This is a genomic window from Variovorax sp. 350MFTsu5.1, from assembly GCF_048302515.1.
Classification (GTDB): Bacteria; Pseudomonadota; Gammaproteobacteria; order Burkholderiales; family Burkholderiaceae_C; genus Variovorax; species Variovorax guangxiensis.
Genome location: NZ_CP157620.1, coordinates 3,917,537 through 3,929,911, shown reverse-complemented (window position 1 = coordinate 3,929,911; position 12,375 = coordinate 3,917,537). Strand labels below are relative to the sequence as shown.

General features: G+C 68.1%; 16 protein-coding genes. 4 read left to right on the top strand and 12 right to left on the bottom strand.

The window, feature by feature from the left end; all coding sequences use genetic code 11:
• Nucleotides 1–60 precede the first annotated feature (60 nt).
• From ABL843_RS17875 to ABL843_RS17820, 12 genes are all read right to left on the bottom strand, one after another.
• Nucleotides 61–1,791, bottom strand: a complete 1,731-nt coding sequence (locus tag ABL843_RS17875) for a peptidoglycan D,D-transpeptidase FtsI family protein (RefSeq protein ID WP_418116707.1) — start codon at nucleotides 1,789–1,791, stop codon at nucleotides 61–63.
• Nucleotides 1,792–1,878: 87 nt separating this feature from the next.
• Complete coding sequence (locus ABL843_RS17870; RefSeq protein WP_418116706.1) at nucleotides 1,879–2,796, bottom strand: energy transducer TonB; 918 nt, start codon at nucleotides 2,794–2,796, stop codon at nucleotides 1,879–1,881.
• A gap of 3 nt (nucleotides 2,797–2,799) precedes the next feature.
• Nucleotides 2,800–3,237: an ExbD/TolR family protein gene (locus tag ABL843_RS17865; protein ID WP_418116704.1), complete on the bottom strand. Its 438-nt coding sequence runs from the start codon at nucleotides 3,235–3,237 to the stop codon at nucleotides 2,800–2,802.
• Nucleotides 3,238–3,252: 15 nt separating this feature from the next.
• Nucleotides 3,253–3,975 carry a protein TolQ gene (tolQ, locus tag ABL843_RS17860; RefSeq protein ID WP_126023837.1) on the bottom strand — a complete coding sequence of 241 codons (723 nt, stop codon included), beginning with the start codon at nucleotides 3,973–3,975 and terminating at the stop codon, nucleotides 3,253–3,255.
• Entirely contained in the window at nucleotides 3,972–4,430 is a 459-nt protein-coding gene (locus ABL843_RS17855; RefSeq protein WP_126023838.1) for a YbgC/FadM family acyl-CoA thioesterase, read from the bottom strand. The genes tolQ and ABL843_RS17855 overlap by 4 nt, the downstream gene beginning before the upstream one ends.
• Complete coding sequence (locus tag ABL843_RS17850; protein ID WP_418116703.1) at nucleotides 4,427–5,623, bottom strand: pyridoxal phosphate-dependent aminotransferase; 1,197 nt, start codon at nucleotides 5,621–5,623, stop codon at nucleotides 4,427–4,429. Before ABL843_RS17850 ends, ABL843_RS17855 begins: the two co-directional genes overlap by 4 nt.
• Nucleotides 5,620–6,174: a transcription antitermination factor NusB gene (gene nusB / locus ABL843_RS17845; protein ID WP_418116701.1), complete on the bottom strand. Its 555-nt coding sequence runs from the start codon at nucleotides 6,172–6,174 to the stop codon at nucleotides 5,620–5,622. Before nusB ends, ABL843_RS17850 begins: the two co-directional genes overlap by 4 nt.
• Complete coding sequence (gene ribH, locus ABL843_RS17840) at nucleotides 6,171–6,638, bottom strand: 6,7-dimethyl-8-ribityllumazine synthase (protein WP_126023840.1); 468 nt, start codon at nucleotides 6,636–6,638, stop codon at nucleotides 6,171–6,173. Before ribH ends, nusB begins: the two co-directional genes overlap by 4 nt.
• 4 nt (nucleotides 6,639–6,642) lie before the next feature.
• Nucleotides 6,643–7,800, bottom strand: coding sequence for a bifunctional 3,4-dihydroxy-2-butanone-4-phosphate synthase/GTP cyclohydrolase II (ribBA, locus tag ABL843_RS17835; RefSeq protein ID WP_418116700.1), 1,158 nt, complete (start codon nucleotides 7,798–7,800; stop codon nucleotides 6,643–6,645).
• Nucleotides 7,797–8,450: a riboflavin synthase gene (locus tag ABL843_RS17830; protein ID WP_184637311.1), complete on the bottom strand. Its 654-nt coding sequence runs from the start codon at nucleotides 8,448–8,450 to the stop codon at nucleotides 7,797–7,799. The genes ribBA and ABL843_RS17830 overlap by 4 nt, the downstream gene beginning before the upstream one ends.
• A 44-nt stretch (nucleotides 8,451–8,494) precedes the next feature.
• On the bottom strand, nucleotides 8,495–9,616 hold the full coding sequence (gene ribD / locus ABL843_RS17825; protein WP_418116698.1) for a bifunctional diaminohydroxyphosphoribosylaminopyrimidine deaminase/5-amino-6-(5-phosphoribosylamino)uracil reductase RibD: 1,122 nt from the start codon (nucleotides 9,614–9,616) through the stop codon (nucleotides 8,495–8,497).
• The gene (locus ABL843_RS17820; RefSeq protein ID WP_418116697.1) at nucleotides 9,613–9,765 is read right to left on the bottom strand and encodes a hypothetical protein; all 153 of its coding nucleotides are present in this window, start codon (nucleotides 9,763–9,765) and stop codon (nucleotides 9,613–9,615) included. The genes ribD and ABL843_RS17820 overlap by 4 nt, the downstream gene beginning before the upstream one ends.
• Nucleotides 9,766–9,823: 58 nt before the next feature.
• Here ABL843_RS17820 and ABL843_RS17815 point away from each other — a divergent pair, with 58 nt between their 5' ends.
• Genes ABL843_RS17815 through ABL843_RS17800 form a run of 4 tightly spaced genes read left to right on the top strand, consistent with a single transcriptional unit; the run spans nucleotide 9,824 to nucleotide 12,370 of the window.
• Entirely contained in the window at nucleotides 9,824–10,327 is a 504-nt protein-coding gene (locus ABL843_RS17815; protein WP_184637317.1) for a GspH/FimT family pseudopilin, read from the top strand.
• Nucleotides 10,324–10,866, top strand: a complete 543-nt coding sequence (gene pilV, locus ABL843_RS17810; protein WP_184637319.1) for a type IV pilus modification protein PilV — start codon at nucleotides 10,324–10,326, stop codon at nucleotides 10,864–10,866. Before ABL843_RS17815 ends, pilV begins: the two co-directional genes overlap by 4 nt.
• Nucleotides 10,863–11,669 (top strand): PilW family protein, encoded by an 807-nt coding sequence (locus ABL843_RS17805; protein WP_184637321.1) that lies wholly within the window; start codon nucleotides 10,863–10,865, stop codon nucleotides 11,667–11,669. The genes pilV and ABL843_RS17805 overlap by 4 nt, the downstream gene beginning before the upstream one ends.
• A gap of 2 nt (nucleotides 11,670–11,671) precedes the next feature.
• Nucleotides 11,672–12,370, top strand: a complete 699-nt coding sequence (locus tag ABL843_RS17800) for a pilus assembly PilX family protein (protein ID WP_184637323.1) — start codon at nucleotides 11,672–11,674, stop codon at nucleotides 12,368–12,370.
• The last annotated feature ends 5 nt before the right edge of the window (nucleotides 12,371–12,375 follow it).

Below are 12,375 nucleotides of genomic sequence, written 5' to 3'. Positions count from 1 at the left end.
GCCGGCAACAAGTGTTGCCGACGATCCTAAACGAGCGCCGCGGCAGTCGGCCCGGCGCGCTCAGTGCGCCATCGGCGTCACGGCCAGGTCGGGCACCACGTTCATGATGCGCAGCGTCTGCTGCACCACCTGGCTGAACACCGGCGCGGCCACGAGGCCGCCGAAGTACTTGCCGGCGCTCGGCTCGTCGACCATCACCGCGACGATGATGCGCGGCTTGTCGATGGGCGACATGCCCGTGTACCAGGCGCGGTACTTGTTGCTCGCGTAGCCCTTGCCGACCTGCTTGTGCGCGGTGCCGGTCTTGCCGCCCACCGAGTAGCCCACCGTCTGGGCCAGCGGCGCGGTGCCGCCGGGCGCGGCGGCCATGTGCATCATCTGCCGCACCTCGCTGGCCACCAGCGGCGAGAACACCTGCACGCCGGGCGGTTCCTCGCCGTGGTTCTTCAGCAGGCTGATGGGGATCACCTCGCCGTCGTGCGCGAAGGCCGTGTAGGCATGCGCGATCTGGAAGAGCGACGCCGACAGGCCGTAGCCGTACGACATGGTGGCCTGCTCGATGGGGCGCCACGACTTCCACGGCCGCAGCCTGCCCGTGACCGCGCCGGGAAAGGGCGTCTGCGGCTTCTGGCCCAGGCCCACGGCGGTGAGCGAGTTCCACATCTCCTGCGCCGACATGCGCTGCGAGATCTTGGTGGCGCCGACGTTGCTCGACTTCTGGATCACGCCCTCGACCGTGAGCACGCCGAAGTTCTCGTCGTCGTGGATGGTCGCCCCAGAGACGGTGATGCGCCCCGGGTTGGTGTCGATGATGGTCTTGGGCGTGACGCGGCCCAGCTGCAGCGCGGTGGCGATGGTGATGGGCTTCATGGTCGAGCCGGGCTCGAACACGTCGGTCATCGCGCGGTTGCGCAGCTGCTCGCCGGTGAGGTTGCGGCGGTCGTTGGGGTCGTAGCTCGGGTAGTTGGCCATGGCCAGCAGCTCGCCGGTCTGCGCGTCGACCACCACCACGCTGCCGGCGCGTGCCTTGTTGGCGACCACGGCGTCGCGGATCTTCTCGTAGGCGACGAACTGCACCTGGTCGTCGATGCTCAGCTGGATGTCGTGGCCTGGCGTGGGAGGCACCTGGTCTTCCGTGTCCTCGATGATGTGGCCCAGCCGGTCCTTCAGCACGTGGCGCGAGCCGGCCTTGCCGGCCAGGTCGTGGTCGAAGGCGAGCTCTATGCCCTCCTGGCCCACGTCTTCCACGTTGGTGAAGCCCGCCAGATGCGCCGCCGCCTCGCCCTCGGGGTACTGGCGGCGGTAGTCGCGGCGCAGGTAGACGCCCTTGATGTTGAGCGCGGCCACTTGCTTCGCGATGGGCTCGTCGACCTGGCGCTTGATCCAGACGAAGCTCTTGTCCTCGTCCTCCAGCTTCTTGTCGAAGTCCTTCTGCGGCATGCCGAGCAGCTTGGCTGCTTGCTTGAGCTTTTCCAGCGTGGCAGGGTCGTCGCGCTCGATGTCCTCGGGAATGGCCCAGATGCTGGGGGCGGGGATGTCGGAGGCCAGGATCAGGCCGTGCCGGTCGAGGATGCGGCCGCGGTTGGCCGGAAGCTCCAGCGTGCGCTGGTAGCGTACTTCGCCCTGGTGCTGGAAGAAGTCGTTGGCGAAGATCTGGACGTAGGCTGCGCGCCCGGCCAGCAGCAGGAAGCCGAAGGCGATGCTGGCCACGATGAACTTGCTGCGCCACACGGGAGTGGGGCTGGCGAGCAGGGGACTGCTGCCGTAGCGGATGCGGCCGTTGGGGGTCATGAGCCCTGATTATCGAGTTCCGGGTGACGTGAAAGTCACCCGGAAAGGGCCCGTTTTCTTAGCTGCGCGTTAGGCGCAGGCTGCAAATCAGCGCTTGGGCCGCAGCGTGACGATCAGCGACGGGAAGATGCGCCCGTCGGTGTCGCGAGGCAGCTTGTCGGTCTTGCGCAGGCCGCGCTCTGCGGCGTCGTCCCAGCCCGGCAGGCCGCTCGATTTGCTGAGCTTCACGCCGACGATGGTGCCGTCGGGCGCCAGGCTCACCTCGAACTCCGCCGCCGGGTTGCCGTTCACGGTGTCGGCATCCGGGAAGGTGATGTTCGGGCGCACCGCGGCCGCGATGCGGCCTGCATAGCCGCTGGAAGGACCGGACGTGCGCTGGGCCGTGCCGCGCGAATCGTCGCTACCGGTGGCGTTCGCAAGGCCCTGCATGCGCTTGAGCGCGGCGGCGCGGTCGGCGGCTGCCTGCTTCGCGGCGGCCTCGGCCTTCTTCTGCTCCGCCTGCTTGGCTTCGGCTTCCTGCTGCTTCTTCTGCTCGGCCAGCTTCTTCTGCTGTTCCTTCTTGCGCTCGGCCTCTTCCTCGGCGCGCTGCCTGGCTTCCAGCTCTTTCTTCTTCTGCTGTTGCTGGCGCTCGAGTTCGCGCTCCTGCTGCTCCTTCTGTTCCTTGAGCTTCTTCTCGCGCTCGAGCGCGATGTCAGGGGCCTTGGGCGCGGGAGCGGGCTCCGGCGCCTTCGCTGCCGGAGGCGGCGGCGGAGCAGGGGCGGGCGGCGGCGGCGTGGGAACCGGGGTGGGCGCCGGCGGCGCCTGCAGGCGAGGCGCCGCCTGCTGCACCGTGGATGACCACAGCTCCGCGTCCACAGCGCCCTCGTCGGCGTCGCTGCGCCAGCGCACGCCCCACGTCAGCGCCGCGATCAGCAGCCCGTGGGCAATGAGCGCCAGTACCAGTGCACGCCCGGTGCCGCGCTGCGGCGGCGGTGCGAACTCGGGGCGATCCAGTGCGAGCGACATGCCTTACTTGCCGCCCGTGGTCGTGACGGACAGGCCCACGCGCTCGATGCCGCTGCGCTTGAGCTGGTTCATCGCCTTCACGACGGTCTCGTACTTCACGGCCTTGTCGGCGCTGATGACCACCGGGCGCTGGTCGTCGCCACCCTGCGCCTGTTTCGCGGCCGAGCCGATCTGGGTCATGGGAATCGAGGTGCCGCCCGTGCCGGCGGACGGGTCCTTCTTGATCTGCACTTCGTCCTCGCTCTTGATGACGATCTCGATGGGCTTGTCGGGCTGCTTGCTGGCGCGGTCGACCGAGGGCAGGTTGATCACGCTCGGCGTGATGAGCGGTGCGGTGACCATGAAGATGATCAGCAGCACCAGCATCACGTCGATGAACGGGACCATGTTGATCTCGTTGATCGTCCGGCGGCCGCGGCCCCGGGATGAAACGGCGGGCATGCGCTGCGCCTCCGTTCAGCGGTTGGCCGGAGCCACCGAGGAGCCCGCGCCGCCGGCAGCCGGGTTGGCCGACAGGTTGCGCTGCAGGATGTTGGAGAACTCCTCGATGTAGGTCTCGAGGGCGATGGCGATCTTGTCGATCTCGCGGGCGAAGCGGTTGTAGCCCACGACCGCCGGGATGGCGGCGAACAGGCCGATGGCCGTGGCAACCAGCGCCTCGGCGATGCCGGGGGCCACGGTGGCCAGCGTCACCTGCGCCAGGGCGGCCAGGCCGGTGAAGGCGTGCATGATGCCCCAGACGGTGCCGAACAGGCCGACATACGGAGAGACGGAGCCGACGGTGGCCAGGAATGAGAGATTCTGCTCGGCCGCATCCAGCTCGCGCTGGAAGCTCGCGCGCATCGCGCGGCGGGCGCCGTCGAGCAGGGTGCCGGCATCGGTGACATGGCGCTCGCGCAGCTTCTGGTACTCGCGCATGCCGGAAGCGAAGATGCGTTCCATGGGGCCGGCGAACTTGGCGTTCTGAGCGGCGGAAGCGAACAGCTCGTTGAGGCTGGTGCCCGACCAGAACTCGCGCTCGAAGTCCTCGTTGAGGGCGCGCATGCGACGCAGCGCGAAGTACTTGCGGATGATCGCGGCCCAGCTGGCGATCGAGACGATCACGAGCAGCGCCACCACCAGTTGCACCACGAAGCTCGCATGGAGCAGGAGATTGATGATGGAAAGGTCTTGGTTCATGGCTTGAAAGTTTGAGTCATGGAGCCGCTGTAGCGCTCCAGGGTTCCCGTCACCTGTTTTGGGATGCGTGCGGGCCGCAGCGTGGCGGCGTCCACCCATCCGATGCGGATCGTGCCCTCGCACAGCAAGACGGGTGCCGGGGCCCCGGTTCGCTCTTGCTCTGTTTTCGATAGCACGCGCTGTCCGATTATCAACGACGCCGTGCCCAATTGTTCGAGATCGGCAGTCACGAGCAGCTCGTCGTCCAGCCGCGAGGGCCGATGGTATTTGAGCCGGGTTTCGCTCACCACGAACTGGCCGCCCGTTTCCTCGCGCAGCTTGCGCTGCTCCACGCCCAATGAACGCAGCCACTCGGTGCGGCCGCGCTCCATGAACTTCAGGTAGTTGGCGTAGAACACGATGCCGCCGGCGTCGGTGTCTTCCCAGTAGACGCGGATCGGGAACGCGTAGCTCATCGGTCCTTGTTCTCGGCCATCGCCCGCAGGCGCTCGATGGATTCCCGCAGGTGCGCCATCGAGCTGGCGGTGGAGAAGCGGACGAACTTCGCGGTCTCGGCGGTGCCGAAGTCGCGACCGGGCGTGACGGCCACGTGCGCGCGCTTCATGGTCTCGAAGGCGAAGTCCCAGCTGCCCGAGATGCCGAGCTTCTCGGCGAAGGCGGTGCAGTCCGCCCAGGCGTAGAAGGCGCCATCGGGCACCACGGGCACGTTCAGGCCCAGCGCGTTCAGCTGCGGAATGAACCAGTCGCGGCGCGCCTTGAATTCGGCGCGGCGGCGCTCGTACTCGGCGATGCTCTCGTCCTCGAAGCAGGCGAGCGCCGCGTACTGCGACACCGTGCTCGCGCAGATGAAGAGGTTCTGCGCCAGTCGTTCGACCACCGGCACCAGCGCCTCGGGCACCACAAGCCAGCCGAGGCGCCAGCCGGTCATGTTGAAGTACTTGCTGAAGCTGTTGATGCTGATGACGTTCTCGTCGATGGCCAGCGCCGTCTGCCCGAAGGCGTCGTCGTAGGACAGGCCCAGGTAGATCTCGTCGATCAGCGTGATGCCGCCGCGCTTCGACACCGCTTCGTGGATGCGGCGCAGCTCGTCGGGCGCGATGGAGGTACCGGTCGGGTTCGAGGGCGATGCCAGCAGCACGCCGCGTGTCTTGTCCGTCCATGCGGCCTCGACTTTGGCGGCGGTGAGCTGGAAGCGCTCCTCGGCCGTGGTCGGAATCAGCACCGCCTTGCCCTCGGCAGCGCTCACGAAGTGGCGGTTGCACGGATAGCTCGGATCGGGCATCAGGATCTCGTCGCCCGATTCGATCAGCGCCAGGCAGGCCAGCTGCAGCGCGGCCGAGGCACCGGCGGTGACGACGATGCGGCGCGCCGGCACGTCGACGTTGAAGCGCTGGCGGTACCAGGCGCTGATGCGCTCGCGCAGGTGATCGAGGCCGGTGGCCTGCGTGTACTGCGTGGCGCCGGCACGCACCGCGCGGGCGGCGGCTTCCTGCACCAGCGGCGGGGCGGTGAAGTCGGGCTCGCCGATGTTCAGGAAGATCATCGGCCGGTCGGTGTGGGCGACCTCGCGGGCGAGCACGCCCGCCGCCTTGGCCACTTCCATCACGTAGAAGGGCTCGATGCGCTGCGCGCGCGTCGAGATTCTCATGCCCTGGCCTTGCCGGAAGCCCGGTCGGCTTCGACCTCCAGCGGGCGAAGCTGCGGCGCCAGGCCGTTGAGCACGGCATTCACGTACTTGTGGCCGTCGGTGCCGCCGAATTCCTTGGCGAGCTCGATGCACTCGTTGAGCACCACGCGCCAGGGCACGTCGGGGCAGTTCTGGAACTCGTAGACGCCGATCCACATCACGGCATGTTCGATCGGCGAGATCTCTTCGAACTTGCGGTCGAGCAGCGGACGGATCAGCGCGTCGAGCTGCTCGGCGCCTTCGATGGAGCCGTGCAGCAGCGCGTCGTAGTGCAGCGCGTCGGCCTTGTGGAAGCCGGCGAGGTCGCGCGTGAAGTGGTCGATGTCGGTCGGGTCGTTGCGGCCTACCAGGTGCTGGTAGAGCGCCTGCAGCGCGAACTCGCGCGCACGGGTGCGGTTCGACTTGGCCGAGGCCTTGCGCGCACCGGTGCTGGTGAGGCCCACGCGCGACTGCCTGGGCTTTTCGCCGGCGGCCTTCAGGGCCTTGAGGGACTTGGAGCTGTCTTCGGTCATGAAAGGGTGGCCAGCAGTTGCGCCATCTCGACAGCCACGCGGGCAGCGTCGCGGCCCTTGTCGGTCTGGCGGGCGACGGCCTGCTCGAGGTTTTCGGTGGTGAGGATCGCGTTGGCGATGGGCAGGCGGTAGTCGAGGGCCACGCGGCTCACGCTGGCGCCCGATTCGTTGGCCACGAGTTCGAAGTGATAGGTCTCGCCGCGGATGATGCAGCCCAGCGCCACCAGCGCGTGGTACCCGCCGCGCTCGGCGAGCGCCTGCAGCGCCACGGGCACTTCGAGTGCCCCCGGCACCTGCACATGGTGGATGTCGCTGGCGGCCACGCCCAGCGCCTCGAGCTCCGAGAGGCAGGCCGAGGCCAGCGCGTCGGTGATGTCGGCGTTGAAGCGCGCCTGCACGATGCCGATGCGCAGGCCCTTTCCGTTCAGCGGCTTCGATTCCGCTCCCTTGTTTGCACCTTGCATGGTTTCAGTCTTTCGTGAGGTAGCCGGCAATCTCGAGGCCGTAGCCCGCTGCCATGCTGGGCATGCGCCGCGGCGTACCCAGCAGGTTCATCTTGTGCACGCCGCATTCGCGCAGGATTTGCGCGCCGATGCCGTAGCTGCGCAGGTCCATGCGGCCACGCTCGGGCGCCTGCGCGGGGCGCGCGGTGCCGTCGAACTGCGCGAGCAGCTCGCTCGCGGTTTCGCCGCAGTTCAGCAGCACGGCCACGCCCTTGTCCTCGTTCGCGATGTGCGAGAGGCTGGCGTCCAGGCTCCAGGAGTGCAGCGAGCGATTGATTTCGAGCGCGTCGAGCACCGACAGCGGCTCGTGCACGCGCACTGACACGGTCTCTTCGGGCGCCCACTTGCCGCGCACCAGCGCCAGGTGCACGCCGCGGCTGGGCTTGTCGACGAACGCGTGGGCGGTGAAGCCGCCCCAGGCGGTCTGGATCTCGCGGCAGCCGACTTTCTCGACCAGCGACTCGACGCGGCTGCGGTGCTCGATGAGCGCGGCGATCGTGCCGATCTTCAGGCCGTGCTCCGCCGCGAACACCTGCAGGTCGGGCAGGCGGGCCATGGTGCCGTCCTCGTTCATCACCTCGCAGATCACCGAAGCGGGCGAGCAGCCGGCCATCGCGGCGAGGTCGCAGCCGGCTTCGGTATGGCCGGCGCGCATCAGCACGCCGCCGTCCACAGCCTGCAGCGGGAAGATGTGGCCGGGCTGCACCAGGTCGGCGGCCACGGCGTTGGGTGCCACGGCGGCCTGCACGGTACGCGCGCGGTCGGCAGCCGAGATGCCGGTGGTCACGCCCTCGGCCGCCTCGATGGAGACGGTGAAGGCGGTGGAATGCTTGGCGCCGTTGCGCTGCACCATCGGCGGCAGCTGCAGCCGCTCGCACATCTCGCGCGAGAGCGTCAGGCAGATCAGGCCGCGCGCATGGCGGGCCATGAAGTTGATCGCCTCGGGCGTGATGTGGTCGGCCGCGATGACGATGTCGCCTTCGTTCTCGCGGTCTTCCTCGTCGACCAGGATCACCATGCGGCCGGCGGCGAGCTCGGCCACGATCTCCTCGACCGACGAGATCGGGGCGGGTGCGCGCGCGGCGCTGGGGGCGGCGCCGATCGGCGTGACGGAGGCGTTCATCTGGAAGTGTCCTTGGGTGTGGTCGTGAGCATGCCGGCTTGAAGCATGCGCTCCACGTAGCGCGCCACGGTGTCGATTTCGAGGTTGACCTTCGAGCCGGCCTTCAGGCCGCCGAGGGAAGTGTTCTCGACGGTGTGCGGGATCAGGTTGATGCTGATCTCCGCGCCGTCGGCGATGTCGCTCACGCTGTTGACTGTGAGGCTCACGCCGTTGATGGTGATCGAGCCCTTGTAGGCGAGGAAGCGGGCCAGCGCGACGGGCGCGACCACGCGCAGTTCCCAGCTTTCGCCGACCGGCTCGAACCGGCTGACGCTGCCGATGCCGTCCACGTGGCCCGACACGATGTGGCCGCCGAGGCGGTCGCTCGCGCGCAGGGCCTTCTCGAGGTTGATGCGGCTGCCTTCGTCGGTCAGGCCGGCGGTCTTGTCGAGGGATTCGGCGGAAATGTCGATAGTGAACTGCTGGCGCTCGGGAGCGAGCGTGGTGACCGTCATGCAGGCGCCATTGAGCGCGATGCTGTCGCCGAGACCGACGTCGTCGAGGTAGCCCGCGGGCACCTCGATGCTGAGTCTCTTGCCATGGGAGGAGGTGGTGCCGAGGTCGTGGATGGCGGCGATGCGCCCCACGCCGGTGATGATTCCGGTGAACATCCCGGCATTTTCGCAGAGAACGAAGGGGCTACGCGGCGGCCGGGCTAGAAGGCATCCCTTCCGGCGATCCTGGCGACGATGCGCAGGTCGGGGCCGATCTGCTCGAAGTTTCGGAATTCGAGGGGCAGGGCGCCCGCCAATTCAGTCAGCGGGCCGCCGGCGTGAATGCCGGAGGCGATATCCAGTCCGTCGCCGATCAATTTCGGCGCCAGATAGACCAGCAATTCGTCGACCAGGCCTTCGCGAAGCAGCGAGCCATTGAGCTTGTGGCCGGACTCGACGTGCAATTCATTGACCTCGCGGCGGGCAAGATCCTTCAGCATCGCCACCAGGTCGACCTTGCCCTGCGCATTGGGCAGGCAGGTGACCGTGGCGCCGCGCGCCTCGAGGGCGGCGGCTTTCCGTTCATCCTGCACCGCCGCGTAGATCCAGACTGGGCGGCCGGGCATGAAGAGCTTCGCGCCCGGGGGGGTCTGGAGCTGGCTGTCGACCACCACCACGCGCGGCTGCCGCGTGGTCTGCACGAGGCGAACGTCGAGCCTGGGGTCGTCCTCGATCACGGTGCCCACGCCGGTCAGCACCGCGCTCGCGCGCGCCCGCCAGGCGTGGCCGTCGGCGCGTGCGGGCTCGGACGTGATCCACTGGCTCACGCCGTTGTGCAGGCCGGTCTTGCCATCGAGCGAGGCCGCGACCTTGAGCCGCACCCACGGCGTCTTGCGGACCATGCGGCTGAAGAAGCCGAGGTTGAGCTCCCGTGCGTCGTCGGCGCCGGGTCCGACCTCGACTTCGACCCCGGCGGCGCGCAGCCGCTCGAAGCCTTGGCCGGCGACCAGCGGATTGGGGTCGGCCATCGCCGCCACCACCCGGCCCACGCCGGCCGCCACCAGCGCATCGCAGCACGGGCCGGTGCGGCCGTGGTGGGAGCAGGGCTCCAGCGTGACCCAGGCCGTCGCCCCGGCAACCGAATTGCCCCGCGCCGCCGCATCGCGCAGCGCCATCACCTCCGCATGCGGACCACCGACCTGCTGGGTATGGCCCTGCCCGATCACCGTGCCGTCGGAGGCCACCAGCACGCAGCCGACGCGGGGGTTCGGATCGGTTTCCGGGCCGGCCTGGCGCGCGAGATCCAGGGCCTGAATCATGAAATTCGGATTTTCTTTTGTCATTCTTTTGCTAAATCAATTGCCTTGCAAATGTCAATTTCGAAATCCATCGAAAACAATTCGCCGCCAATCCATTTGTTTTGACCGCCTGTCGCGTAATTGGCGTTATTGGCCGGCCGACGGTCAATCGGATAAATAGAATTCGCGCCCATCGAAATCAGGGAGGAACGCCCGTCCGGCACGCAGGTGCAAGGCGGCGGGCGGCACGATATGGACAACAACGGATTCTGCGCGTCCGAACGAGGCTTCACGCTCATCGAGATGATGGTCGTGATCGTACTGATGGCCGTGATGCTGGGATTGGCGCTGCCGAGTTTCAACGGCCTCGTCGAACGGTATCGGGTCGAAGCCATGGCCAAGGCGCTGATGGCGAGCATCGCCGACGCCCGCGCCGAGGCGGCTCGCCGAGGGGTGAAGGTGACCATGCAGCAGCGCACGGGGTGCCAGGGCCGGGACTGGAGCTGCGGCTGGGAGACGCTGGTCGGAAGCGGCGACGCCGCCGAATTCCTCAAGCGCCAGGACCCCGACGGCCGCGTCGCCATCGAGAAGGGCTCGGACGGCGCCATGTCCTTCGACCCCATGGGCTATTCGACCGGCGGGGGCCGTTTTCGCCTTCGCCCGGCCGACAGCGACGATGCATCCAGGATCGTCGCGGTATGCCTCACGCTCGGCGGGCGTGTGCGGCTGGTGAAGGGACGCGAATCGTGCTCATGAAGTGCCTTCGCGTTCGTCGCCTGCGTGGTGTGCATGCGGGCTTCTCGATGATCGAAGCGCTGGTCGCGCTGCTCGTGCTCTCGCTGGGCCTGCTGGCGCTGGCCGGCTTCCAGGTTCGCGTGCTGGTCGACAGCGTCGGCGCAAGCAACCAGAACCTCGCGATGCAACTGGCCGGCGACATGGCCGATCGCATCCGTGCAAATCCCGCGGCAGCGGCGACGACGCCCAGCGGGTACGTGGCCGACTGGTCGGCTGCAGCAGCCAGCGGGCCCAGGCCTTCTTGCGAGGGGGCCAGGGCCGCCTGCAACTCCGCCGAACTCGCGGCGCACGATCTGTGGGGCTGGAAGCGTGCGATAGCTGCCGCCTTGCCCGGCGGGGTGGCCGACGTGAGGACCAGTGCGACGGCGGGCGGCATGCTGTTCGTGCACGTTGCCTGGGACGAGCCGGCGGTGCTCGACCCGATCGCGCCCGACCCGGACTGGCAGTGCCCCACGGGCAAGACCTGCCTCGAAGTCGCCGTCGCGGTGCCGCAGCCATGAAGCGCCGAACGCCATCCGGCTTCACGCTGGTCGAGTTCCTCGTCGCGCTCGTCGTCGGCATGCTGATCGTGCTGGCCGCCATCGCCGCCATGCTCGGCACGCGCAGCACCGCCATGACCGGCGACGACGTCAACACGCTCAACCAGTCCTCGGCGCTGGCTTTCAGGCTGCTGGGCCAGCAGATACGGCAGGCCGGCTATATCCCCATCGATCCCACCGAGCCGCTCTACTACTTCAGCACCAGCGCCGACCGGGGCACCAACCTGACCGCCGAGCCCGCCTTCTTCGCGATCAAGGGCGTGGAGTCCGCGGACGGCTCCAACGACAAGCTGAAGCTGGGCTACGCGCCGAACCCCGACTATTTCAAGGACTGCCTGGGCCAGGAGCCGGGGCGTGCTTCGGGCGGCGAATACGACCGGGCCGATCCCGAAGCGTGGGGCAATGCGCGGCTCATCACCAGCGAGTTCTCCGTGTCGAACTACACGCTCAGGTGCCAGGGCAGCGGCAATGCGACGCCGCAGCCGGTCATCGACGGTGTGGAGCGCTTCGACGTCATGTATGGGGTCAGCGCCACGTCCGGAAACCGGCAGGTGGCGGGCTACGTGAAGGCCGACGATGTCGGTGCGGGCTTTCGCGACGTCCGGACGGTACGCATCTGCCTGCAGCTCGTGGGCACCTCCAGGAGCAGCCCCGCAGGCAACCATGTCGACTGCGACGGGGTCGCCAGGACGAGCAGCGACGGCAGGCTGCGGCGCGTCTACACGGCAGTGTTCTCGCTGCGCAACGACCTGGGGGCGCTGTGAGCATGGCGCGAAGCACGGTCGGCACCCGCAGGCTGGCCCGCAAACTGCCGGCGCAGCATGGCTTCACGCTCTTCATCGTGATGATCATGCTGCTGCTCTCGGCGCTGCTGCTGATCGGCGGGGCGCGTACCGCGGTGCTACTCGAATCGATGGCAGGCAACCAGCGCGAGTACCAGCGCGCCTTCGAAGCCGCCGAGGCGGCGCTGCTGGATGCGGAGCGCGACATCCGGCAACTGGCCTTCGATTCCGCGAGCAAGACCTACGTGGCGTGCTCGGCGCTCGCCACGGCGCCTTGCCGAAAGGCGGAGGACGGTCGCGTCTTTCCCGACCGGGATACGGGCTGGGTCACCGCCTACATGAACGACGGCCCCAACAGCTGCGATCGGGGCATCTGCTACTTCTCGGAAGCGGGTTCTGTTGCTGCCGCCCACGGCAGCGAGGCCTACCGCTTCTGGCGCGCAGATGCCTACAAGGCGAAGTCCGCCAGGTACGGCGAGTTCACCGGAGCGCCCAAGGCCAGCAGGCCGGCGCTGGCCGGTGCCAGGTACTGGATCGAGGTGATCGACCGGCGGAACAGCAAATACCCGCTGTATCGCATCACGGCGACTGCCACGGGACTGCGCAGCGTCGGCAAAGACGGCGCGACGAAGGTCGAGCTGCAGGTGTCCTTCGATCCGGACCCGGTCTCCGGAGTGAACTGAATACA